General features: G+C 70.1%; 22 protein-coding genes and 1 tRNA gene. 11 read left to right on the forward strand and 12 right to left on the reverse strand.

Going from position 1 to position 23,714, the window contains the following annotated elements; all coding sequences use genetic code 11:
• Positions 1-98: 98 nt before the first annotated feature.
• Positions 99-641, reverse strand: a complete 543-nt coding sequence (locus AOM46_RS08795) for a hypothetical protein (RefSeq protein ID WP_158920307.1) — start codon at positions 639-641, stop codon at positions 99-101.
• A gap of 140 nt (positions 642-781) precedes the next feature.
• Between AOM46_RS08795 and AOM46_RS08800 the strand changes: the two genes are divergently transcribed.
• The 8 genes from AOM46_RS08800 (at position 782) to AOM46_RS36015 (ending at position 8,686) form a co-directional block, all read left to right on the forward strand.
• Complete coding sequence (locus tag AOM46_RS08800) at positions 782-1,417, forward strand: RNA polymerase sigma factor (protein WP_234313684.1); 636 nt, start codon at positions 782-784, stop codon at positions 1,415-1,417.
• A complete protein-coding gene (locus tag AOM46_RS08805) occupies positions 1,414-2,430 on the forward strand; it encodes a CU044_5270 family protein (RefSeq protein ID WP_062207707.1) in 1,017 nt (338 codons plus the stop codon). Before AOM46_RS08800 ends, AOM46_RS08805 begins: the two co-directional genes overlap by 4 nt.
• Positions 2,431-3,064: 634 nt before the next feature.
• Positions 3,065-3,394 carry a hypothetical protein gene (locus tag AOM46_RS08815; RefSeq protein WP_062207712.1) on the forward strand — a complete coding sequence of 110 codons (330 nt, stop codon included), beginning with the start codon at positions 3,065-3,067 and terminating at the stop codon, positions 3,392-3,394.
• A complete protein-coding gene (locus tag AOM46_RS08820; RefSeq protein ID WP_062207715.1) occupies positions 3,391-4,632 on the forward strand; it encodes a hypothetical protein in 1,242 nt (413 codons plus the stop codon). Before AOM46_RS08815 ends, AOM46_RS08820 begins: the two co-directional genes overlap by 4 nt.
• Before the next feature lie 38 nt (positions 4,633-4,670).
• Positions 4,671-5,294, forward strand: a complete 624-nt coding sequence (locus AOM46_RS08825; RefSeq protein WP_158920309.1) for a hypothetical protein — start codon at positions 4,671-4,673, stop codon at positions 5,292-5,294.
• A gap of 62 nt (positions 5,295-5,356) precedes the next feature.
• Positions 5,357-5,872: a hypothetical protein gene (locus AOM46_RS08830; protein ID WP_062207721.1), complete on the forward strand. Its 516-nt coding sequence runs from the start codon at positions 5,357-5,359 to the stop codon at positions 5,870-5,872.
• A gap of 769 nt (positions 5,873-6,641) precedes the next feature.
• Positions 6,642-7,586, forward strand: coding sequence for a zinc-binding dehydrogenase (locus AOM46_RS08835; RefSeq protein ID WP_067226005.1), 945 nt, complete (start codon positions 6,642-6,644; stop codon positions 7,584-7,586).
• Positions 7,587-8,356: 770 nt separating this feature from the next.
• Entirely contained in the window at positions 8,357-8,686 is a 330-nt protein-coding gene (locus tag AOM46_RS36015) for a helix-turn-helix transcriptional regulator (RefSeq protein ID WP_370592664.1), read from the forward strand.
• 860 nt (positions 8,687-9,546) lie between these two features.
• On the opposite strand, the gene AOM46_RS08845 is transcribed toward AOM46_RS36015, so the two are convergent.
• Positions 9,547-9,628: transfer RNA gene (locus tag AOM46_RS08845), tRNA-Tyr, on the reverse strand.
• Positions 9,629-9,760: 132 nt separating this feature from the next.
• Here AOM46_RS08845 and AOM46_RS08850 point away from each other — a divergent pair.
• The 3 genes from AOM46_RS08850 (at position 9,761) to AOM46_RS08860 (ending at position 12,498) form a co-directional block, all read left to right on the forward strand.
• The gene (locus tag AOM46_RS08850) at positions 9,761-10,249 is read left to right on the forward strand and encodes a YajQ family cyclic di-GMP-binding protein (RefSeq protein ID WP_062207724.1); all 489 of its coding nucleotides are present in this window, start codon (positions 9,761-9,763) and stop codon (positions 10,247-10,249) included.
• Positions 10,250-10,341: 92 nt separating this feature from the next.
• Positions 10,342-11,439, forward strand: coding sequence for a magnesium/cobalt transporter CorA (corA, locus tag AOM46_RS08855; RefSeq protein ID WP_062207727.1), 1,098 nt, complete (start codon positions 10,342-10,344; stop codon positions 11,437-11,439).
• 366 nt (positions 11,440-11,805) lie between these two features.
• Positions 11,806-12,498, forward strand: coding sequence for a DedA family protein (locus tag AOM46_RS08860; RefSeq protein ID WP_062207729.1), 693 nt, complete (start codon positions 11,806-11,808; stop codon positions 12,496-12,498).
• A 133-nt stretch (positions 12,499-12,631) separates the two neighbouring features.
• Here the strand turns inward: AOM46_RS08860 and AOM46_RS08865 are convergent, their stop codons facing one another.
• From AOM46_RS08865 to AOM46_RS08910, 10 genes are all read right to left on the reverse strand, one after another.
• Complete coding sequence (locus tag AOM46_RS08865) at positions 12,632-13,003, reverse strand: YccF domain-containing protein (protein WP_062207732.1); 372 nt, start codon at positions 13,001-13,003, stop codon at positions 12,632-12,634.
• A gap of 15 nt (positions 13,004-13,018) precedes the next feature.
• Complete coding sequence (htpX, locus tag AOM46_RS08870; protein ID WP_062207735.1) at positions 13,019-13,879, reverse strand: zinc metalloprotease HtpX; 861 nt, start codon at positions 13,877-13,879, stop codon at positions 13,019-13,021.
• A 227-nt stretch (positions 13,880-14,106) separates the two neighbouring features.
• The gene (locus AOM46_RS08875; protein WP_062207738.1) at positions 14,107-15,711 is read right to left on the reverse strand and encodes an NADH-quinone oxidoreductase subunit N; all 1,605 of its coding nucleotides are present in this window, start codon (positions 15,709-15,711) and stop codon (positions 14,107-14,109) included.
• Positions 15,708-17,339, reverse strand: coding sequence for a NuoM family protein (locus tag AOM46_RS08880; RefSeq protein ID WP_062207741.1), 1,632 nt, complete (start codon positions 17,337-17,339; stop codon positions 15,708-15,710). Before AOM46_RS08880 ends, AOM46_RS08875 begins: the two co-directional genes overlap by 4 nt.
• Positions 17,340-17,343: 4 nt before the next feature.
• Positions 17,344-19,269 (reverse strand): NADH-quinone oxidoreductase subunit L, encoded by a 1,926-nt coding sequence (locus AOM46_RS08885; protein ID WP_062207744.1) that lies wholly within the window; start codon positions 19,267-19,269, stop codon positions 17,344-17,346.
• Complete coding sequence (gene nuoK / locus AOM46_RS08890) at positions 19,266-19,619, reverse strand: NADH-quinone oxidoreductase subunit NuoK (RefSeq protein ID WP_062207747.1); 354 nt, start codon at positions 19,617-19,619, stop codon at positions 19,266-19,268. Before nuoK ends, AOM46_RS08885 begins: the two co-directional genes overlap by 4 nt.
• Positions 19,619-20,161, reverse strand: a complete 543-nt coding sequence (locus AOM46_RS08895; RefSeq protein ID WP_062207750.1) for an NADH-quinone oxidoreductase subunit J — start codon at positions 20,159-20,161, stop codon at positions 19,619-19,621. The genes nuoK and AOM46_RS08895 overlap by 1 nt, the downstream gene beginning before the upstream one ends.
• Positions 20,158-20,688 (reverse strand): NADH-quinone oxidoreductase subunit I, encoded by a 531-nt coding sequence (locus AOM46_RS08900; protein WP_062207753.1) that lies wholly within the window; start codon positions 20,686-20,688, stop codon positions 20,158-20,160. The genes AOM46_RS08895 and AOM46_RS08900 overlap by 4 nt, the downstream gene beginning before the upstream one ends.
• Positions 20,685-21,644, reverse strand: coding sequence for a complex I subunit 1 family protein (locus tag AOM46_RS08905; RefSeq protein WP_062207756.1), 960 nt, complete (start codon positions 21,642-21,644; stop codon positions 20,685-20,687). The genes AOM46_RS08900 and AOM46_RS08905 overlap by 4 nt, the downstream gene beginning before the upstream one ends.
• Positions 21,644-23,644, reverse strand: a complete 2,001-nt coding sequence (locus AOM46_RS08910) for an NADH-quinone oxidoreductase subunit C (protein ID WP_062207759.1) — start codon at positions 23,642-23,644, stop codon at positions 21,644-21,646. The genes AOM46_RS08905 and AOM46_RS08910 overlap by 1 nt, the downstream gene beginning before the upstream one ends.
• Positions 23,645-23,714 lie beyond the last annotated feature (70 nt).

The raw sequence follows: 23,714 nt of genomic DNA on the forward strand, positions 1-23,714 counted from the left end.
GCATTCACGTTCAGCACATCCACGGAATTCACAGCGCTTCCGACGTTTCCGGTGTTTCCGGCGTTCACGGCGTTCACGGCGTTCACGGCGTTCACCGCTCAGCCGATCCGCTGGAATATCCCCACCTCGGCGCGGTCGCGAGGGTTGATCTTTCCCCGGAACCGGGCGCCGACGGTGTAACTGGCGAACATCGGAGCGGCGATCACCTGCACCGTCGAAGCCTGGTACGGCTCACCGGCGCCGTCCACCCGCACACCGATCGTGTACTGGTGCTGCCCGCCCAGGGTGATCCCGGTGGGTGCGATCGAGGTGATCGTCACCTCCACATCGGTGCCGGTCTCCCACAGCAGCCGCAGCTTCTGCCCGCCGGCCTGCAGTTCCTGCTGCTGGCGCATCTGCTCGGCCTGCGGCAGGGCCAGGAAGTCGGCCGTCGCCTGGTCGCTGAGCGAAGCCGCCACGGCGGGGTCGTAATGCCCCTGGGCGCCCTGGACGATGTTCTGCTGTGTCGCCTGAAGCTGCTCCGGCGGGACCCCCTGCATCCGGGCGAACGTCTCAAAGGCCCGGTCCTGATGCGCCTTGATCTTCTTGTCCAGCCACTTCATGTGGGCCCTCCCTCGGTACAGGCGCTCGGAGTTGAGCACGCCGTGACCGTATGCGGCCGCCCACTCCTACCGATCCCAACTTTCCGACGGCGACCTCCCGTCGTCGCCGTCCCACCGCACCCACGTACGCTGTGACGCACGTCACAGGAACCCGCCAAGTTCCGAGGACAAGACGGGGGGTGAACCAAACGATGCACGCCCGCGTGCGGGCCGGCGATCCGGATGCGTTCAGGGAGTTGTTCCAGTCCTACGCGGGCCTGGTCTACGGCTATGCGGCGCGCGCGACAGGCGATCTGAGTCTGGCCGAGGATGTCGTGTCACTGTGCTTCCTGGAGGCATGGCGGCTGCGCGAACGGCTACGGGACGAGGGGGACACTCCCCGCCCATGGCTGATGGGCATAGCGGTCAACGTGCTGCGCAACACCTCCCGAGCCAAACGCCGCCACCAGCAGGCGATGGCCAGGCTCCCCCCACCCCCCGTGGCCCCCGACTTCTCCGACGAACTGGTCGGACGCCTCGCCGACGCGGAACAACTCGCCGCGGTCAAACGCGCGTTGGGCCGGCTGACCAAGGGCGAACGGCAGACGTTCATGCTGCATGTCTGGTCGGGGCTGAGCTATGTGGAGACCGCGCAGGCGCTCGGGATACGCGTCGGGACGGTGCGCTCCCGCCTGTCCAGGACCAGGACGCGACTGCGCCGGCTGGCGGCCGAGGAACTGGCGGGGAACAACCCGGAACCCGCCCGGCGCCGAGGACAACTACCGGATGACCGCCGGCTGTTGGCGGTCCGGTCGATCGAGGAGAGAACACGATGAAGCACCAGGACACCTCCGGAAGCGAGGAGCTGGCCCACCTGCTCCCGCCGCCCGGGAACCCGATGCTTCCTCCCGACCGTCAACGCGTCCTTGAGGAGCATCTGTTGAACGAGATGAACGAAACGCGTGCCCCCGAAACCCACCGCGCGCCGGCCCGGCCCCGCCGCAGGCTGGCCCTGATCGGCGTGCCCGTGGCGATGGCGGTGGCCGCCGGCGCCGTGGTCATCGGCCTGCGGGGCGGAGAGGAGGAACCGACGGCGGAGGCCACCGAGTTGGAGCAGACCATCAGCCAGATCGTGCTGGCCGCCAACGCGGCCGAGCTCCAGGCCCCCGAACCCGGCCAGTTCATCTACACCCATTCCCAGATCCAGTACGTCGAGGCCCAGCTGGACCTGGAAGCGAACGAGACAACGGTGGAGCTGTCGCCACCGCGCTCCCGCGAGGTCTGGCTCTCGCTGGACGGGCAACAGGGCTGGCTGATCGAGCCGGACGCGCCGGGCATGGAGGACGAGCCGGAGGGCACCGAGCTCAACGACGCGCTCGGCGACAGCCTGGACGACCCCTCCTACGACTTCCTGAGCACCCTGCCGACCGACCCCGCCGCACTGCTGGAGTTGATCTACGAGGACGGCTCGGGCGAGGGCGACTCCGCCGAGGAACGGGCGTTCAGCACCATCGGCGTCCTGCTGCGCGAGAACCTGCTCCCGCCGGGCCTGAGCGCCGCGCTGTACGAGGCGGCCGGCCAGATCCCGGGAGTGATGGTGGTCGACGACGCCACCGACGCGACGGGCAACGACGGCATCGCCGTGGCCCTGGAGAGCGAGACCTACGCCGAGCGCATCGAGTGGGTCTTCGACCAGGAGACCTACGCCTACCTCGGCGAACGCATCGTTGCCCTGGAGGGCAACGACTTCGAACCCGGCACCCTTCTCGGCTGGACCGGAATCGTCGAACAGACCGTCGTCGACGGACTCCGCCAACGCCCCACCGACCCCACACCCGAAACCGCCTGACCACCCCCACGGTCGAGTGGAGCGGCGGCACCCCGGGGGGCGCGCCCCCGCCCACTCGACCAGCCCCCGGAGCCCCGCCGGCCCTCCCCCGACGGGGCCTCCGGGGCCCCACCGGCCCGCCCGGGGGCCGGCCCGTGGCCGGGGACCTTACGGCTCCACGTCCTCAAGAAGGCGGAACGGGGCGCGATGCGGGATCGTGAGCCGGGAGTCGTCCCGCTGCGCACGCGCTCCGCGTCCCAGCTCCCGCGGTTCGTCCGGAGCGACAGGATCGCCCTCCTCCAATCTGTCGAGGCAGGGCAGGGTGGAGAGGGCATGGTGGTCCCGCAGCAGTTCCGCCAGAACGGGGTCCGTGCCGGTTCGGACAAGGGATGTCTCCGGGGTCAGCGGCAGCCAACCTGAGGGCGCTCCACCAGCGAAGAGCAGTCGAACCCCTCGGCGATACGGAGCCGCGTCATGGCCTCGCCGGTCTGCACCCGGTCACTGCCGCTACTCACAGAGAGTCAAAATCTCTACCGTTACTGTCACCAGTTGACTACTCTCCCTCAACTGACGGCCTCAATGGGGAGTTGAGTCCCGTCGTCTCCGTGTAGCCCATCACCCGGAGCTTCGCTCGCCCACGAGCAGGGTGTTTGATATGATTAGTAGCGATCTGTACCTGGACTACGACATGATCCGCGCCACCCGGGACAACATCAGACAAGTTGCAGATCTGATGGAACGGCCATGCCAGGCCGTGGCCGAGGCTGACGGCGCGGCCATGGGCGTTACTCGCCTCGTCAGCCGGATGGACGACTTCGGAGACGAGTGGGAGTACGGCATCTCGCAGCTCGGCGAATTCGCCGAAGAGGCCGCAGCCGCCCTGGACGAGGTGATTCGCGCCTTCCAGGGGATCGACGAGGAGCTGGCTTCCTCCCTCGGATCCAGCGAACCGGGCAGCAGCCCGCACGAGGTGGTCGCCGTATGAGTTGGTCCTTACCCGCGGCGCCTTCGCCCGAGCAGGAGGCGGACTATCCGGCTCTGGGCTTCGTGCCCTGTCCTGGCGATGAGCCCACCGCCACCGGGATCGCCCAGGACGTACGACAGACCGCAACCACCTTGGGCGACATCGTTTTCCTGCTCAGCGGAACGGCCGGTCCGGGGCAATGGCGCGGGCGGTCCGCTGAGGCGTTTCGGGAAAGCTTCGACGAAGACTTCCGGCCCAAGGTCGAGGCAGCGCGCGACTCCTTCGCCATCGCCGCCTCAGCCCTGGAGGACTGGTCACGCTATATGCCGAGCGCACAGAACCGTGCCAGAAACCTGGAAACCGAAGCACGGGAGGCGCAAACCGCCCTGGACGCTCTGCCATCCCCCACACCGGTGAACCCGTTCGAGGAGATGCCGGAGGAGGAGCGCGAGCAGGCCATAAACCGATTCCGCCAGCAGGAGGCCGACCAACAGACCGCCCAGCAGCGGCTGGAGGACATCCGCAGCCGAGCACTCGCACTGGCCATGGACTACACCGAATACGGCGAGTCGATCGCGGAACGCCTCAACAACGCCGGCGATATCGCACCCAACAAACCAGGCTGGCTCTCGCGCATCGGCGACGCCATCGGCGACGTCATCAACGCCGTCACCGACCTCGCCCAGGAAGTCCTGGAGAACTTCGCCCAGTGGTTCCGGGAGAACGCCGCGAAGATAGCGGTCATCGGGGACATTCTGCTGACCATCGCCGATGTGTACTCCACCGTGGGCAACGTGCTGCGGAGCGTCGCCAGGTTCATCCCGATCCCACAGGTCAGGGGCGTCGTTCTGGCCGTCGCCAGAGGCTTCAAGATCTCCGGATGGACCATGCAACTGGCCGGTCTCGGAGCCTACGGCGTGGCGGACTGGGGCGGTGCCGACGTCCAGTACCCCTGGGAGGACATCGACTGGCCCTGGCTGGACATGCCGTGGGAGGGCGAGATCGAGACTCTGGAGGTCGACATGGACCAGTTCATCGTCCAGGGTGCTCCTCTTGAGACCAGCGCCGCCGACGCGGAGGCGATCCCGTTCGTTCCAGGCGCTTCCGCCCGCCAGGTGCTGTCCGAGAGAGTTGCCGACCGGAACCATGTCGAGGCGCTGGGGCTGGCCACCCTGCCGACTCCCAGCCCTGTCGCGATACCGGAAGTTCCTCTCTATCTGGGCTTCGACCGCGCTTGGCATGGCCAGGAGGCGGCGTAGTGCAGGCCCTTTTCGAGGTTTCGGAAGCCTTCACGGGCATGCCCGCAGGAATGACCGCCGAGGGGACCGCTGACTACCTGCGGCGTGAGTTCGACGCCCGCGGCGCCGGGGGGCATCCGGTCGACGACGAGTTGGTACGTCCGTTCCACGCGCTTTCCGGTCTCCTACGCGCCACCGGCACGCTCTTCACGGGCAGCGCGCTGCGCGTGATCAGTGGGGAGCGTTCCACGGCCACGCTGGTCGTCACCGCCCACAGGTTCGCCTACGGAGAGAGCACCCGGGTCGCTGCCGAGGGGGCCATGCATTCCCTCGTGGCGGCCAAGGGCAAGGGGTGGAGCGGAGGTGTCTACGACCTGCCGTGCGGTCCCGCTGCCGTCGTCACCGGTGGGCATTCCTACGACGTGCCCTGGCAGGACAACTCCAGAGAGCCGTTCGTGATGCGCGTCGCCGAACTCCAAGCGTACGTCCCCGTACCCACATCGCCTTCGCTGACCGATCAGTACCTCCTGACGGTCTCCTTCAGCACACCCCAACCAGCGCACTGGGAGGCGTACATGCCATCCGTCGTGCGACTGCTTCGCAGCATCGCGTTTGTCGCCGGCCCGGTGGTGGACGGCAAGGCACATCCGACGCGACGTCCGGAGCCGCAGCCGGCCGACTGATGAACGTCATGACCTGATCAGCGGCCTGCGGTACGGCCGCGTGTCCTACGGAGGATGCCCAGATGCCAGTCAGCAAGTCAGCCATCGTGGAACAGGGCACACGACGAGCTGCCGAGGCGCACCCAGCCGAACGTCCCTGGGTCACGTTCCAGACCACCTCCGGGGAGTTGGGCGAGTCGCTCTCCTGGGCAACGATCTTCGTCTGGGCGCTGTCCCTCTACGAGACGCTCGTCGAACGCTTCTACACCGTCGTCCTCACCGACCACCACGTTCTCTTCATCCGCACTGGCCGCGTCTTCCACCGTGTGAAACGCGTCAAACACACCATCCCCCGCGCCCAGTTCCTCAGCACCTTCAGCGACCTGAAGTGGGATGGCCACGGCGACGCCGAGTTCCGCTACCAACTTCCCGGAAAACGCCGCGCGAGCAAGATGCGCGTCATCTCTCTCTGGCAGCAGGAACTCCACTACTTCCTCAACACCGTTGGACAACAGCACCCCCAACTCTCCTACCAGCAACCGCCGTATCCGCACCAGCCCCACCCGCAACAGCGGCAGTCGCCACCATCGGCCGGTTGAGAGCGGGGTACTGGGGGCCGGCCCCCGGGCGCTCGCCCCGCCCCGTCCCGCCGACCATGGTTCGAATACTGCGCCCGGCACATCGGCGCCTTCCGCATCAGCTGAGAAGGCGTCCCCCAGAGGAGCGCAGTCCGTCGAAGGTGCTGCTCGAACGCGACTTCGATCAGGCGAGGCCGGTTCTGCAGGCTCTGCGCAACAAAGGACGCGGAATCTCGTCGCACGGGTAGCCGCACGATCCGTGGAGAGCCGAGTGCCCGCGCGATGAACTGACGCGTCAGGCTGGGGCATAAGCCAGCTCGCGGCATCAAGGGGCTCGGCCACGCCGGCGTCAACGCCCCTCTCTGCCCGCAGGGACACCGAGTCCCCTCCCGCCACCGTGAGCCGAGCGCCGGAAGCGGACAGCAACGGGGACCCGCCGCCGTCAACTTCCCGATCCGGCGGCGCCGTGCGCACCCCACTTTCGCGGAGAACCATGAGAATCACTCCGCGAATCGTCCTGAGGTCACAGGGCTGAGCTTTGCACCGCCTCGAACAGTGCTTCGCTCCTGAACTCCAGTTCTACACGTCAAATCGCCACGGGTCGACACGAAAACGGCAAACGCAGTCGCATGAGATGCCATTGCGCACGTGGCGAGAAACATTCACCTCCACGCGGAAAATTCTCGCTTGGCGAGAAAGTGCGGCTTTTTCTCCGAACAGCGAAACCCCCTCACCGAATCTGATTTATGGTGCTGTTCGCCAACATGGCCACCATTCCCCAGGGAGCGTTGTGCGCGCGATCGTCATGAAAGAGTTCGGTGGGCCCGAGGTCCTGCGGATCGAGGAGGTCCCGGATCTGGAACCGCGCCCGGCGCACCAGTTGGTGAGGGTGGTCCGGGCCGGCGTCAACTACGCCGATGTGCACGCCAGGACGGACAGCTACCTCGCCCCCGTCACGCTCCCCTACACCCCCGGCAACGAGGTCCTCGGCACCACCACCGACGGCCGGCGTCTCATCGGGCTCACCCAGGGCGGCGGCTACGCCGAACAGGCACACCTCCACCGCCGCGCATCCTGGGAGGTCCCCGACGATATCGACGACGACCAGGCCATCGCCCTGGCCCTCCAGGGCCAGTCGGCTTGGCACCTCCTCTTCACCGCCGCCCAACTCCAACCCGACCAGACCGTGTTGATCCCCGCCGCCGGCAGCGGCCTCGGCTCCATCGCCGTCCAACTCGCCAAACGAGCCGGCGCCCGCGTCATCGCCCTCGCCAGCACCGAACTGAGGCGACGCCTCGCCCGCGAACTCGGCGCCGACGCCATCATCGACTCCACCGCGGACGACCTCGCCGAACGCATCGTCGAAGCCGCCGGCGGCCCCATCCACACCGCCCTGGAAATGACCGGCGGAACGGTCCTCCGAGAGACCATCGCAGCCCTGGCACCCCGCGGCCGACTCGTCCTCTACGGCTACGCCTCAGGCCAGACCACCGACCTCCCCACCCGCGCCCTGATGGAAAAATCCATCAACGTCAACACCTTCTGGCTCCCCCACCTCTACGCCGACCGCACCGCCCTCCCCACCAGCATCAACGCCCTCTTCGAAGCCGTGCGGGACGGCAGCCTCACCCCCATCACCGGCGCCATCCACCCCCTCACCGACGCCGCCGAAGCACACACCACCCTCGCCACCCGCACCCACCTCGGCAAACTCTCCCTCGACGCCGCCCACTGAGACCATGCGCAACCGGCCACGCCGAGCGGGTGCACCGGGTGCCGGCCCGGCCATGCTCCACACCCTGGCCTGTCTACCGGACCCCATCCGGCAGCGCGTCCTCGCCGCTGCGCCGACCGGTGACAGGCCCCACCCGTCCGAGCCGGCGAGTTGACGATGCGAGCGGGCCCGGGAGAACCGTCGCTGGACTTCGGCGGCCTGAAGGACAACCGGGCCTTGGACACCGACGACGTCATCGCCCGACTCCTCAACGGACCGGGCAGCACCTGAACTTAGCCGCCGATGTCAGAGGCCACGGATAGCCTGAACCTCGGCCGCAGGCACCCACGACAAGGCTGAGCCATGCCCAACCCACCCCGGCATCCGCACGCACCACAAGGCAAAGAAACGGCAAACCCCTCCTAACACCCCAGGTCAGCAAGTGTCCTCCCCGCGCGAGCGGGGGTGTTCCGTAGCCGATTTGACAGTCAAATCGGGGCGCCGACGTCCTCCTCGCGCGTGCGTGGATGCTCCTGTTTTTGTGTGTCTCGTCCGGGAGAGGCGTCATGTCGATCTCCGCTCCCAGCTCAACATCGGTCCTGGGGAATCGCGGGACCGTGCGGTGGCCACTGGACCGGATGCTGGTGCGGAAAGAAGACGTGTCGTGGCAACGGCGATATCCGTGCCGGGGAAGCGCGTGACAGGTAACGACGACGGCCTCACCACGCTCCGGGCCGCCATGGAGTTGTTCGAGCGTCTGTGTGCGCGGTTGCCGGAGCGCGAGGCACGCCGTGACAGCCTGGTCGCCGACGTGCCACGCGGACCCGCTCAGTGCGGACGAGAAACGCGAGCGGGTGGCCCGCAGGGCGCGCGGGGAGAAGAACCCGCCATTGCCAGGGCGGGGGCGGCGCGCGGCCATCGCGCGGGGCATCGGGCAGACCGAGCGCAACGTGCGCAACCTGTTCGAGGCCGAGCTGTGCATCTCCCGAGCCGCCTTCTATCGGATGCGGGTGCGCGGCCTCGTGCCGAAAGCGCTCACGCTTCCGAACGGCCGGCTCCGCTTCCGTCGCACCGACCTCGGTCGTTGGCTCACCGCACAAGAGGAAGGGATCAGTTGCTGACCTACGACGTCCGCGTCTACGCCCATCGAGACGCGACGCGAACGCCCAGAGCCGTATCGCGTCCACTGGCTCGTCGGACAGCGCAAGTTCCCCAAGAGCTACCGGCTGAAGCCCCAGGCCGACGGCGTCGGTCCGAGCTGACGGCAGCGATCCGTCGCGGCGAGCAGTTCGACACCGAGACCGGGCTGCCGGTCTCCGAACTGCGGGCACCGAGAGGCTTGGTCACCTGGTATGACCACCACCCACACCTTTGTCGACCGCAAAGGGGAGACGATCCCCCGCCAAGTCCCGGCGCAACGTGGCCGATGCCCTGGCCACGATCATCCCCGCCCTGACGGAGGACGGACCCGGCAGGCCGACGACCGTCTCCTTTGACGCCCCCTTTACCGCAGCGCCTACAACAAGAACGCCTGGAGCCAGGACACACCAGAGGAGCACGTCAGAGCCCTGGAGTGGGCGAGGAAGAACTCCCTCCCGGGCCCCCGACCTTGAGGATGCCGCGGTACTCCGAAGAGCACTGGACGCGCTCGGCAAGCGCTTGGGCGGAAAGCCAGTGCCACCTCCCCGCCGCGGGCCGGGGCCGACTCACCCCGCGCGGTGGAGTGGTCCGCGCGGGGCGAAGCTGGACCGACGGCGGACAGGCCCACGAAGTACGCGGACTCAGGGCGCGGGCCCCGGAGGACACCCGCCCCGTGCCCGTCCCGCCCGTCCTCGTCCGGATGCCGCGCATCACATCCACCACCACGGAACCACACAAGACGGACGGCTCTTCCGCACCAGCCGGGACAGCGCCCTCCAGGAGAAGCGAAAAGACCCTCCGACCAGCGATGCTCGCTGGTCGGAGGGTCTTTCCTGAGCTGTGGCGGCGCCAGGATTCGAACCTGGGAAGGCTGAGCCGGCAGATTTACAGTCTGCTCCCTTTGGCCGCTCGGGCACACCGCCTTGCTGCGGGTAAACCATACCCGATGCGTGGGGGTGGTTCGCCACTCGGTTCGGCCGGGTCGAACGCGGGGGGTGGTGGCTAGGCTGTCGGCGACTGAGCCCGATCCGGATGTGTGAGGAGCCAATACCACCATGGCCGACTCCAGTTTCGACATTGTCTCCAAGGTCGATCGGCAGGAGGTCGACAACGCCCTCAACCAGGCCGCCAAGGAGATCTCGCAACGCTACGACTTCCGCGGGGTGGGAGCCTCCATCGGCTGGTCGGGCGAGCTGATCGAGATCCGGGCCAACGCCGAGGAGCGGACGAAGGCCGTTCTGGACATCTTCCAGTCCAAGCTGATCAAGCGTGGCATCTCCCTGAAGGCCCTGGACGCCGGTGAGCCCCAGGCGTCGGGGAAGGAGTACCGGCTGGTGTCCAGCGTCAAGGAGGGCATCTCCACCGAGGACGCCAAGAAGGTCGCCAAGCTGATCAGGGACGAGGGCCCGAAGGGCGTCAAGGCGCAGGTGCAGGGGGACGAGCTGCGGGTCAGCTCGAAGAGCCGGGACGCGCTGCAGGAGGTGCAACGCCTGGTGAAGGAGGCGGACTTCGACTTCGCGGTGCAGTTCGTGAACTATCGCTAGAGCTGTTGCGGGCACCAGCGCCGGTGGCGGTGTCGGAACATCGCTGGGCGTGGCCCACTGACAGCGGGTGCCGCGTGGGGTAGGAGGTAGGCGTGTCCATGATTCGTCCGCTCCGCGCGGCCTTCGATCTGGCCTGGCGGCAGCGTCCCACGGAGGTCGTCGACGACGGGAGCACGGTGGCGACGGACGCCGTGGTGGACTGTGCGGTCTATCGGGACGGGGTGCGTCGCCCGAACAGCGGGGATCCGGCGTCCGCGATCCGGCAGGCCAGGAGGCGCGGGCGCGGCACCTTCGTCTGGATCGGGCTCCATGAGCCCACCGAGGACGAACTCGCCGGTGTGGCCTCGCAGTTCGGGCTGCACCCGCTGGCCGTCGAGGACGCGGTGCACGCCCATCAGCGGCCGAAGCTCGAACAGTACGACGAGACGCTTTTCATGGTGCTCAAGACGGTTCGCTATGTGGGCCACAGCGAGCTGACCGCCACCAGCGAAGTGGTGGAGAGCAGCGAGATCATGGTCTTTGTCGGCGCGGACTTCGTGATCACGGTCCGCCATGGGAGCCATGGCTCGCTGGCCGCGCTGCGGCGCCGGCTGGAGGGAACGCCCGAGCAGTTGGCGAAGGGGCCGTCGGCGGTGTTGCACGCGATCGCCGACCAGGTGGTGGACCACTATCTGGATGTGACGGCGGCGGTGCGGGACGATATCGACGAGATCGAGGCGGCGGTGTTCGCCGACACCAGGGGCAGCGCCACCGAGGTCGAGCGGATCTACCAGCTGAAGCGGGAGGTTCTGGAGCTGAAAAGGTCGGTCGGTCCGCTGGACCGTCCGCTGCAGCGGCTCTCCGAGGCGCCGCTGGCGGTGATCGACCCGGACATTCGCAGCTACTTCCGCGATGTCGCGGACCACCTCACCCGGGTCTCCGACCAGGTCACCGCCTATGACTCGTTGATCGACTCGATTCTGCAGGCCAATCTGGCGCAGGTGCAGGCGACGCAGAACGAGGACATGCGCAAGATCACGGCATGGGCGGCGATCATCGCGGTGCCCACGATGGTGTGCGGCGTCTACGGCATGAACTTCGACCATATGCCGGAGCTGCACTGGCGGTTCGGCTATCCGCTGGTGCTCGGGGTCATCGCGACGGCGAGCCTTCTGATCCATCGGGGCTTCCGAAGAAACGGCTGGCTCTGACCGGGTATTCGCTTTAGCGAAGGTGTGGTTGGGGGGCAGAACCGCCCCCGTCGGCTGGACGGCGTCGTCCGGGCCCGTCCCGGCGCCGCACGCGTCACGGGAGGGGCGCGGGGCGATGACGGACGGGTGACGAACCGGGCGGGCTCCCCGTTCGGCCCCCCGGTGCGTCCGTTCGCGCCACCGGGACCGCCGGGAGGTGGCGTTACGCCGTGTGAGTTCGCCCACTTCTCCCGCGCCCGTCGGAGGCGGGCGGGGCGACCTCGCTCTCGGCCGGCCCGGTCACCGGGAAGGCCCGTGCGAAAACCGGACGTGACCGTTACGGATCAACAGCAGCGCCGACCGCTTCTATTACTTAGCCTTGCGGACATGAACGATGCGATCCTCCAGGCGGTCGAAGACTTCGTCTCCACCCCGTGGGTGTATTTGGCGCTGTATGCCATCGCCATGCTCGACGGATTCTTCCCCGTGGTGCCCAGCGAGACGCTGGTGATCACCCTGGCGGTATTCGCAGCTGCGAATGGTGAGCCCAATGTGGTGCTGATCGTGGTGGTGGCGGCGATCGGCGCGTTCTCGGGCGACCATATCTCCTACTACATAGGCAGAAAGTCCGGTTCCCGGATCTACGCCAAGCTCAAGCCGGGCACCCGTACCCGCAAGGCCTATGACGCCGTGGCCCGGATGTTGGAGAAGCGCGGCGGTCTGGTGCTGGTGGTCGCCCGTTACATCCCGGGCGGGCGCACGGCCGCCACGTTGACCACGGGCGCGACGGGCTATCCGCTCCGCTCGTTCAGTTTCTACGACACCATCGCGGCCGTTTCCTGGGCCGTCTACTCGACGGCGATCGGCTATATCGGCGGCCACGCGTTCGAGGAGGAGCCGTTGCGCGGCGTGATGTTGGGCCTCGGCCTGGCGCTCGGCATCACCCTGCTGCACGAGGGCATCCGCTATGCGCGCGAGCGCTATGTCAGCGCCAGGCGCGCGGGCGGGGTGGCGGGCGAGGAGCCCGACGAGGACGCGGCGGCCGGCGAGCGCGCGCAGGAGAAGGCCAAGCGGCGGTAGCCGGCACGGCGAGTGGTGGTCGACGGCCCGGGCGGGAGTGCCCGGGCCGTCGTCGTTCATGGGCGCTTCCGCCCCCGGCGGTCGGGTGGGAACGGTCCCCCCGGCGGTCGGGTGGGAACGGTCCCGCCGGCGGTCAGGCGGGGACGATCTCGCGGCCGAGCGGCATCAGGGAGACCGGCACCAGCTTGAAGTGGGCGATGCCGAAGGGGATCCCGATCACGGTCACGCAGAAGGCGAGACCGGCCAGGATATGGCCCAGGGTGATCCAGATTCCGGCAAAGATCAGCCAGATCACATTGCCGAGCCCGGAGACCAGCCCCGCGTCGTGCCGGTCCGTCACCCGGTACCCGAAGGGCCAGAGCGCATATCTGGCGATACGGAAGCAGGCCACCCCAAAGGGGATGGTGATCACAAGCGCAAAGCAGACGAGTCCGGCAATGGCATAGCCCAGGGCCATCCAGAAACCGGAAAAGACAAGCCAGAGAATGTTCAGAAGGGTTCGCACGCACACAGCATGGCGTCAACGCCCGCCGCCCGCCATCCTCTCCAGGCGGGCAATGCGCTCGGCCATCGGCGGATGGGTGGCAAACATCCTGGCCAGGCCCTCGCCACGGCGAAACGGATTGGCGATCATCATATGGCTGGCCGTCTCCAACTGCGGCTCGGGGCGCAGCGGCAGCCGCTGGGTGCCGGCCTCCAGCTTGCGCAGCGCGCTGGCCAGGGCCAACGGATCCCCGGTGAGCTGGGCGCCGGCGGCGTCCGCCTCGTACTCGCGGGAGCGGCTGACGGCGAGCTGGATCAGCGAGGCCGCGATCGGACCGAGCACCAGCACCAGGAGCATCCCCACCAGCCCGGGACCGTCGTCGTCATCCCGCCCGAGCGGGAGGAACCAGGCGAAGTTCACCAGGAACATGATCACGGAGGCCATGGCTCCGGCCACCGAGGAGATCAGAATGTCGCGGTTGTAGACATGGCTCAGCTCATGTCCGATCACGCCGCGCAACTCCCGCTCGTCGAGCAGCCGCAGGATGCCCTCCGTGCAGCAGACGGCGGCATTGCGCGGATTGCGGCCGGTGGCGAAGGCGTTGGGGGCCTCCGTGGGCGAGATATAGAGCCGGGGCATGGGCTGCCGCGCCTGCCCGGCCAGCTCGCGCACCATCCGGTAGAGCGCGGGGGCCTCGAACTCCCCCACCGGGCGCGCCCGCATGGAACGCAGGGCGAGCCGGTCGCTGTTCCAGTACGCGTAGCCGTTGGTGGCGAGCGCGAGGACGAGGGCGATCAGCAGCCCCGTGCGACCGAAGAGGCTGCCCACCACCAGGATCAGGGCGGACATGCCGCCCAGCAGTGCGGCTGTCCTCAATCCGTTGTGCCGGCGGTGCACGGTGTGCCCTCCAGATCGCGCGCATGGGGGTGTCCGGATCATCCCGGATTTTGGAGTATCTCCACTAACAGTGGACACTCCCGAAGTGCACAACGCCATACGAAGGGCATGCGTTCCCAGGCCGACGCGTCGTTACCCGAGCCGGACGTGGCGGGGTCGGTCCGGTGACGGAAACGGGTCGGTGCGTTCCGGGGAGGGCCGCCAACGGCGGCGGAGCGGGCCGGCCGCTAGAGCAGGCCGCCGCCGGCGAAGGTGAGGATCAGTTGCGGTGCTCCGGACAATGCGAGCGCGATGCCGCTGGTCAGCGCGATGGCGCCGCCGACGGCCAGCGGGCGGCGCGGCGCGGGGGGCACCGGCGTGGGCTCGGAGTCTGGCTCCTCGGCGGGAACCGGAACGGGGGCCGGGGCCAGGAACGGGGCCGGGACCGGGGCCTCGGCCGGCTGGAAGAGCAGCGCCGTCCAACGCAGGTAGTAGACAAGGGCGATGGCCACGTTCACCGCCATCACCACGGCCAGCGCCCCGAGCCCCGCGTCGACGGCGGACCTGAAGACCGCCACCTTGGCGAAGAGGCCGATCACCCCCGGGGGCAGTCCGGCCAGGCAGAGCAGGAAGAAGGCCAGGGCCAGGGCGGCCAGCGGACGCCGGGCGTAGAGGCCGCGAAAGTCAGCGATACGACGCCCGGTGCCGTCGCCCCGCTCCTGGAGGAGCAGCGCGAGCACGGCGAACGCGCCGAGGTTCACCGCGCCATACATCAGCGCATAGGCGATGGCGGCGCCGACCGCCGAGGACATCTCCTCGCCCCCGGTGGCATAGCCGGCGGCGGCGATCGGGACCAGCAGATAGCCGGCCTGGCCGATCGATGACCAGGCCAGCAGCCGCACCGCGCTGTGCGGGGCCTCGCCGGCGGTGCGCAGCGCGGCGACATTGCCGGCGGTCATGGTGAGCCCGGCCAGCACCGCGAGCACCGGCCCCCAGAGGTCGCCGAAGGCGGGGAACGCCCGGGTGGTGACCAGGATCAGCCCGGCCAGGCCCGCGGTCTTGCCGACCACCGAGAGATAGCCGGCGACCGGCAGCGGGGCGCCCTGGTAGGTCTCCGGGACCCAGAAGTGGAAGGGCACCGCGGCGATCTTGAAGGCGAAGCCGACCAGGGTCAGCGCCACCCCGGCCTCGGCCAGCGTCGCGAGTCGGGGGTCGGCGTCCGGCAGCGCGCCGGCGATCCCGTCCAGGTGGAGGCTGCCGGCGCCGGCGTAGACAAAGCTGATGCCGAGCAGGGCGACGGCCGTCGCGGTGACGGAGGAGAGGAAGAACTTCAGCGCCGCCTCGGGGCCGACCGTGCTGCCGCGCCGCAGCCCGACCAGGGCGTAGGCGGGCAGCGTGGTGACTTCGAGCGCGATGATCAGGGTGGCCATGTCGCGGGCGGCCGGCAGCAGCGCGGCGCCGGCGGCCGAGGAGAGCAGCAGGAACCAGAACTCGCCCCCGGGCAGCTCGCCCGACTCCTCCCCGGAGCGGCCCGGCCGCAGCTCCGGCACCGAGAGCAGCGCGGCGACCAACGCGCCGCCGAGCACCAGCAGTTGGACGATGAGGGCGAACCGGTCGGCGGCATAGGAGCAGAGCCCGGGATCGTCGGCCAGGCAGAAGGTGGCGCGGTCCCCGTCGCGCAGCGGCAGCAGCGCCAGCGCGGCCAGGGCGAGGCCGCCGACGGCCGCCCAGGCCAGTGGCGCCTTGCGGCCCGCCGGCAGGAAGAGGTCGGCGACCAGCACCGCGACCGCCGCCAGCGCGGCGATCAGCGGGGGCGCGACAACCGCCCAGTCCACGGTCTGGATCAGGTTCATCGGACGGCTCCCGGCAGGAGGTTCTGCACAACGGGATCGGTGAGGTTCAGCAGTACGGCCGGCCAGAGTCCGGCCAGCAGGATCAGGGCGACCAGCGGGCCGAACGCCGCGTACTCGAAGCCCCGCAGATCGGCCAGCGCGGGGACGTCGTCGGCCGGGCGCGGGCCCATGCAGACCCGGCGGACCACCAGCAGCAGATAGGCGGCGGTCAGCAGGGTGCCGACGGCGGCGACCGCGAGGTAGGTGAGGAACGCGGGCCGGCTGAGGCCGTCCGCCGGGTGGAACGAGCCGAGCAGGGCGAGCAGTTCACCCCAGAACCCGGCGAGCCCTGGCAGTCCGAGCGAGGCGACGGCGGCGAAGGCGAGCAGCCCGCCGAACCGGGGGGCGCGGGCGTAGAGCGCGCCCCCCTCCCGGCCGGCGAGGGTGTCGACATCGGTGCTGCCGGTGCGGTCCTTGAGGGCGCCGACCAGGAAGAAGAGCAGCCCGGTGATCAGGCCGTGGGCGACGTTGGCGAAGAGCGCGCCGTTGACCCCGGTGTGGGTGAGGGTGGCGATGCCCAGCAGGACGAAGCCCATATGGCCGACGGACGAATAGGCGATCAGCCGCTTGAGATCGCGGCCCTCGCCCGGGTGGGGCAGGAACCGGGCCGCGCCGTTCGCCGGCGTTGGCAGGACCAGGGCGAGACAGGCGAGGGAGCCATAGATGATGCCCGCCACCGCGAAGGCGGCCAGATAGGGCGCGAAAGTGTGCATCCCCTCGGGCGCCGCCGGCAGCACGATCCGTACGAACCCGTAGGTGCCCATCTTCAGCAGCACCCCGGCGAGCAGCACCGAGCCCACCGTCGGCGCGGCGGTGTGGGCGTCGGGCAGCCAGCTGTGCAGGGGCCACATCGGGGTCTTGATCGCGAAGCCGAGGCCGATGGCGAGGACGGCGATCAGCTGGGTGCCCCTGGTCAGCCCGGTGCCGTGCGCGTCGGCGAGCGCGATCATGTCGAAGGTGCCGGCGCGGACCCCGATCAGCAGCAGCCCGAGCAGCATCAGCACCGAGCCCAGCACCGTGAACAGGACGAACTTCCAAGCGGCGGCGGCTCGTTCGGCGCCGTTGCCCCAGCGGGCGATCAGGAAGTACATCGGGACGAGCACGGTCTCGAAGGCGAGGAAGAAGAGCACCAGGTCCAGCACCGCGAAGGTGGCCAGCATCCCGGTCTCCAACAGCAGCAGCAGCGCGACAAAGGCGCGCGGCCCCGGGGTGTGGGCGCCGGTGGGCGGCCGGAAGTAGGAGTAGAGCGCGCAGAGGAACGTCAGCAGCGCGGTCAGCACCAGCAGCGGGAGCGAGATGCCGTCGATCCCGAGATGCATCCTGATGTTCAGTGCCGGGATCCAGGAGACATCGGTCTCGGCCTGGACGGCGGCCGGTTGGTCGTGGTCGAACGCGGCGGCCAGCACCAGGGTGGCGACCAGCACCGCGCCGGTGACGGTGACGCCGTGCCGCAGCACGTCCCGGTCGGGGCCGCCGGCGCCGCGCAGTCCCGGCGGGGCCGGCAGCAGTGCGGCGGCGGCGCCCAGCAGGGGCAGGGCCAGGGCCGCGACCAGCAGCCACTGTTGCACCGAGTCGGACAGCGTGATCATCGGATCAGTCCCCCGCCGCGACGAGTACGGCGGCCAGCCCGAGCACCAGGGCCCCGGCGACCAGCGTGCTCAGATAGGTCTGGACATTGCCGGTCTGGGCCCGGCGGGTGAGCGTTCCCAACAGCCCGGGCGCGGCGGCGGTGCCCCGTACATAGGTGTCGACCACCGTCCGGTCCAGGAAGCGCACCAGGCCGGCGAGCGCGCGGACCGGACGGACCACGGCCGCCGTGTAGAGCGCGTCCAGATGGAACCCGGCCTCGGCCGGCCGGCGCAGCGGGCCGAGCAGCGCGGGCGCGGGATCCTCCTCGCCCGCGCCCTCGTAGGCGCGGCGCCAGGCCGCATAGGTGGCGGTGCCGCCCAACACGGCGGCGCCTGTGGCCAGTACGGAGGTGGTGAGGGTGGGCGCCAGCGAGCCGCCGTCGAACCATTCGGGCAGTTCGCCGTAGGCGAGCCCCAGCAGCAGCGAGGGCACCGTCAGCAGCCACAGCACCCCGGTCATCACCGGGCTCGACCGCTCGCCCGGCGGCACCAGGCCCTCGCGGGCGCGGACCGGATCGTGGAAGGCGAGCAGCCAGAGCCTGGCCGCGTAGGCGGCGGTCAGCAGCGCGGCGGCCAGCCCGCCCACCAGCACGATCCAGCCGGCGGCGACGGGCGCGGCCAGGCTGGACGAGACGCCGTGCTCGTTGTCCAGGGCGACGTGTTCGGCCGCGCCTATGACGGCCTCCTTGGAGAAGAAGCCGGCGAACGGCGGCACCGCCGCCAGCGCCAACAGGCCGATCGTCATCGCCCAGAACGCGTCCGGCGCCCGGCGGCGCAGATCCCGCATCCGGGACATGGCGGTCAACGAGCCGGTGCCGGCCGTCTGGATCAGCACCCCGGCGGCCAGGAACAGCAGCGCCTTGAACGCGCCGTGGGTGAGCAGGTGGAAGACGGCGGCCTCGCGGTCGGCAACGGCCAACGCACCCGTCATAAAGCCGAGTTGGCCGATGGTGGAGTAGGCGAGGACCCGTTTGACGTCGTCCTGGGCCAGCGCGGCGAGCGCCGAGGCCAGCATGGTGAGCGCGGCCACCACGGCCAACACCACCAGCGCCGCCGCCGACTGGGCGAAGACCGGCAGCAGCCTGGCGATGAAGTAGACCCCGGCCGCGACCATGGTCGCCGCGTGGATCAGCGCCGAAACCGGCGTCGGGCCCGCCATCGCGTCCGGCAGCCAGGTGTGCAGCGGCACCTGCGCCGACTTGCCGGCCACGCCGGCGAGCAGCAGCAGCGCGATCACCGTCGGATGGTCCAGCTCGAAGCCGGAGATCGAGGACGAGACCCGGGCCACGATCTCGCTGATCCGGAAGCTGCCGGCCTCCGAGGCCAGCGCCAGGATGCCGATCAGGAACGGGACGTCGCCGAGCTTGGTGACCAGGAACGCCTTGAGCGAGGCGGCCCGGGCGGCGGACGTCTCCCAGTAGTGCCCCACCAGGAAGTACGAACAGATGCCCATCACTTCCCAGCCGACCAGGAGCACCACCAGATCATCGGTGTAGACGACCAGCAGCATGGCCGAGGTGAAGAGCGAGACCAGCGCGGCATAGGAGGGGTAACGGGCGTCGCCGCGCAGATAGCCGGTGGAGTAGAGCTGCACACAGCTGGCCACGGCGGTGACCAGCACCGCCACCAGCACCGCGAACCCGTCCAGGCGCAGGGCGAGTTCGATGGGCAGCGTCGCGTTCCCGGTCGGCGCCAGCTCGGTGGCGGCCAGCAACGGCTCCTCGCCGCGCTGCCGGACGGCCACCAGCACGGCCAGCGCGGTGGTGGCCAGCATGGGCAGCACGGCCAGCGGCCGCACGAAGCCGGGGGCCCGCCGCCCGGTCAGCAGGGTGACGGCGGCGGCCAGCAGCGGCAGCAGCGGAACGAGGACGGCGGCGGTCGTGGTGTTCACGTGGTGGTGGTCTCCCGGCTCGCTGCGCCGGCGGAGTCCCGTTCCTCGTCGCCCAGTTCACGCAGCTGGTCGACGGCGGAGGTGCCGCGTTGGCGGTAGACGAGCAGCACGATGGCCAGTCCGACGCCGATCTCGGCGGCGGAGAGGGCGATGAGGAAGAGAGTGAAGATCTGGCCGGTGTGTGCCTCGTCCCGCAGCCACACGTCGAAAGCGACCAGATTGAGGCTGACGGCGGCGAGCATCAGCTCCACCGACATCAGCACGAGGATGGCGTTGCGGCGGGCCAGCACGCCGTAGACCCCGACGCAGAACAGCAGCGCGGCCAGCACCGTGGGATAGACCAGATGCATCAGCGCTCACCCGCCCCGGCCCGGGCCCGCGTCCGGGACAGCGCGATGGCGCCGACCAGCGCGGCCAGCAGCAGCACCGACAGCGCCTCGAACGGCAGCACCCAGTAGCGGAACAGGCTGTCGCCCAACGCGGCCGACTCGCCGTGCGGTGTCTCCAGATCGATCCAGGTGCTGCGGAACGCGTCCACCACCAGGGTGACCAGCGTCGCCGCCGACGCCAGCGCGACGGCCAGGGCGACCCAGCGGTTGCCCGAGTCGACATCGGGCGACGGGCCGATGGGCGCCCTGGTGAGCATCAGCCCGAAGAGCAGCAGCACCACCACAGAACCCAGATAGATCAACACCTGCACCCAGGCGATGAACTCGGCGGTCAGCAGCAGGTACTCGACGGCCAGCCCGCCGAGCGCCACCACCAGCCAGAGCGCGGCGTGCACCAGCTGCCGCGTCGTCACACAGAGCACGGCGGCGCCCAGCACCACGACGCCGACCAGCAGAAACACGATCTCCTGGCCGGAGGGCGAGAGAAACCCCGGCCCGCTCACGGGGCGTCCCCGCTACCGGCCTGCTTCTCGGCGGCCTTGCGGGCGGCGGCGATCTCCTTGGGCTCCTCACCGGCCGGATCCAACGGCGGCGGCTCGGGCACCGTCCACATCCAGGCGCGCAACGTGTCCCGTTCATGGGTCAGTTCACGAATATCCGTGGTCGCGTACTCAAACTCCGGCGACCAGAAGAGGGCATCGAACGGACAGACCTCGACACAGATCCCGCAGTACATGCAGAGCGAGAAGTCGATGGCGAACCGGTCCAACACGTTGCGGCTGCGCTCCCGCCCACCGGGCGCCGCCGCCGGCAACGTCTCCTTGTGCGAGTCGATATAGATGCACCAGTCCGGGCACTCCCGCGCGCACAGCATGCAGACCGTGCAGTTCTCCTCGAACAGCCCGATCACCCCCCGGCTGCGCGGCGGCAACTCCGGCTGCGTCTCGGGATACTGCGCGGTCACCGCCCGCCGGGTCATGGTGCGCAACGTGATGGCCAGCCCCTTGGCGAGCCCCGATCCCAGGCTCATCCGATCACCACCTTGATCACTCCGGTCAACGCGATCTGGGCCAGCGCGAGCGGCACCAGCACCGTCCAGGCGAACTTCTGGATCTGGTCGGCGCGCAGCCTGGGCCAGGCGACCCGCGCCCAGATCACCACGAAACACAGCGCGCCGGTTTTCAACAAGGTCCACAGCCAACCGAGTTGGTCCGAGAACGGACCATGCCACCCGCCGAGGAACAGCACCGCCGTCAACGCGGAGATGACCACGATGCCGGCGTACTCGGCGAGCAGGAAGAACGCGAACCTGAGCCCCGAGTACTCGGTGTAAGCGCCGAAGATGATCTCCTCGGGCGCGATCGGCGCGTCGAACGGCGGCCGCTGCAGTTCGGCCAGCCCGGCGGTGAAGAACACAAAGGCGCCCACCAGCTGCCAGGGCACCCACCACCACTCGAACTCGTTGAGAATGCCGGTCAGACTGAGCGTCCCGGCGGCCATCGCGACGGACGCGGCGGAGAGCAGCAACGGCAGCTCGTAGGCCATCAGTTGGGCCGCCGTCCGCAACCCGCCGAGCAACGAGTACTTGTTCGCCGACGCCCAACCGGCGATCAACGACCCCAGCACGCCGATGCCCAGCACCGCCAGCACGAAGAAGATCCCCGCGTCCAGGCTCTGCCCGACGAACCCGTCGGGCCCCACCGGGATCGCGATCAGCACCACGAGATACGGAATCAACGCCACGGCTGGCGCCAACCGGAAGATCCGCCGATCGGCCCCCTCCGGGACGGTGTCCTCCTTCTGCGCGAACTTCACACCGTCCGCGATGAGTTGAGCCCAACCATGGAACCCACCCGCATGCATGGGCCCGAGCCGCCCCTGCATATGGGCCATCGCCTTGTGCTCCCCCTGCCCCACGAGCAACGGCAACACGAGAAACGCCACCAACACGGCGCCAACCCGCAGCGCAACCTCCCAAACGTCCATCACTCCCCCTCCTCCCCTGCGGCCCCCGGCACGGCGGGCGGCTCCGCAGGCGGCTCCGCCGGTTGGGCGGGGTCCGGCTCGGCGGCCGGCTCCGCCGGCTGGGCGCGGTCCGGCTCGGCGGGCGGCTCCGCCGGCTGGGCCGGGGAGGCAGGCTCCGGCTTCGCCGGGGCGGCCGGGGAGGCGGGGTCCGGCTCCGCCGAGGCGGGCGTGGCGGGGTCCGGCTCCGCCGAGGACGCGGGGACCGGATCCGGCTCCGCCGAGGCGGGCGACTCCGGCTTCGCCGGTGCGGCCGGGTCCGGCTTCGCCAAGGCGAGGGAAGCGGGCGAGGCAGGCCCCGCCGAGGCAGCGGGGTCCAGCTCCGCCAGGGCGGGCGTGGCGGGGTCCGGCTTCGCCGGGGACTCGGGGACGGGCAAGGTGGGCTCCGCCGGTTGGGCCGGAGCCGTGGAATCCGGCGACGAGACGGAGTCCACCTGAGCCGGCGACTCCGACTCGACCGAGGACGCACGGTCCGGACCCGGCTCCACCGAGGAAACGGCACCCGCCGAGGCCGGCGACTCCGGCTCCGCCGGTTGGGCCGGGGAGGCAGGGTCCGGCTCTGCCGGCTCGGCCGGCGCGGCGGGGTCCGGCTTCGCCGGGGCAGCGGCGCCAGCCGGGACCGATGACTCCGACTCCGCCGGTTGGGCTGAGGAGGCGAGGTCCGGCTCCACCTGAGCCGGCGACTCCGGCTCCGCCGAGGACGCGGGGACCGGATCCGGCTCCGCCGAGGCGGGCGACTCCGGCTTCGCCGGTGCGGCCAGGTCCGGCTTCGCCAAGGCGAGGGAAGCGGGCGAGGCAGGCCCCGCCGAGGCCGTGGAATCCGGCGACGAGACGGAGTCCACCTGAGCCGGCGACTCCGACTCCGCCGGTTGGGCCGGCGCGGCGGGGTCCGGCTCTGCCGGGACCGGCTTCTCCGAGGGGGCGACGGCCGAGGCCGCAGCCGGCGGCGCCGGCTCCGCCGGCTCGGCCGGGGCGGCGGACGGTTTCGGGGTCGCGGAAGCCCGCTCCGCCGACGCTCCACCGCCGGAGGCGTTCCGTTGACTCGCGGAACCCTCGCTCGCCGAGCGCGAGCGACGCGGACCACGCGTCACCGCACGCGGCTCGGCGTCATCACCCCGAGACGGCGAAGGCCCGTCCACGGCCCCACCGCCGGAGGCATCCCGCTGGCTCGCGGAACCCTCGCTCGCCGAGCGCGAGCGACGCGGACCACGCGTCACCGCACGCGGCTCGGCGTCATCACCCCGAGACGGCGAAGGCCCGTCCACGGCCCCACCGCCGGAGGCGCCCCGCTGGCTCGCGGAGCCCTCGCTCGCCGAGCGAGCGCGGCGTGGTGTGCGTTCCGGCGTGCCGGCGGCCGTGGCTCGGGGGCGGCGGGTCGCGGGGGGAGGCGTGGGGGCCTGGCCCTTGAGGGGCCCCCAGTCGTTGGGGTCGGGGACGCCGGGGGGCAGGGGCTGGCGCCGGCGGGGGGTTTCGCCGCCCGGCTCCTTGGCGCCCGGCCACTGTTTGGCCACCCGCGCGGCCAGGACGAAGTCCTTGCGCAGCGGGTGCCCCTCGAACCCGTCGGGGAGCAGCAGCGGGGTCAGTCCCGGGTGGCCGGGAAAGTCGACGCCGAACATCTCGTGGGTCTCGCGCTCGTGCCAGCCCGCGCCCGGGTAGACACCGGTCGCGGTGGGCAGGGACGGAGCCTCGTGCGGGACGGTGGTGCGCAGCAGCAGCCGGCGGGGCGGTGCCCCGAGGGCGACCACATGAGCGCAGATCAGCAGGCCGGTGCCCGGTTCGTCGACCGCGCTGAGCCAGTCGAAGAAGGTGCAGCCCAACTCGTCGCGGGCGGCGGTCAGCGCCGCCGGCCAGGCGTCGCCGGCCGGCACGTCGACCGTAAGGACGTCGTACGCCTCCTCGGCGACCGCACCTGGCCCGAAGAGCTTCGCCGCCTCGGCCGGCAACCAACCCACCAGCGTCACCACGCCACCCCCTCGGCCACGCCACGGCCAGGCGCTGCGGGAGAAGCGCCCGCACCAGCCCGCCGCCCAAACG

Source organism: Streptomyces sp. NBRC 109706 (assembly GCF_000974485.1).
GTDB lineage: Bacteria > Actinomycetota > Actinomycetes > Streptomycetales > Streptomycetaceae > Streptomyces.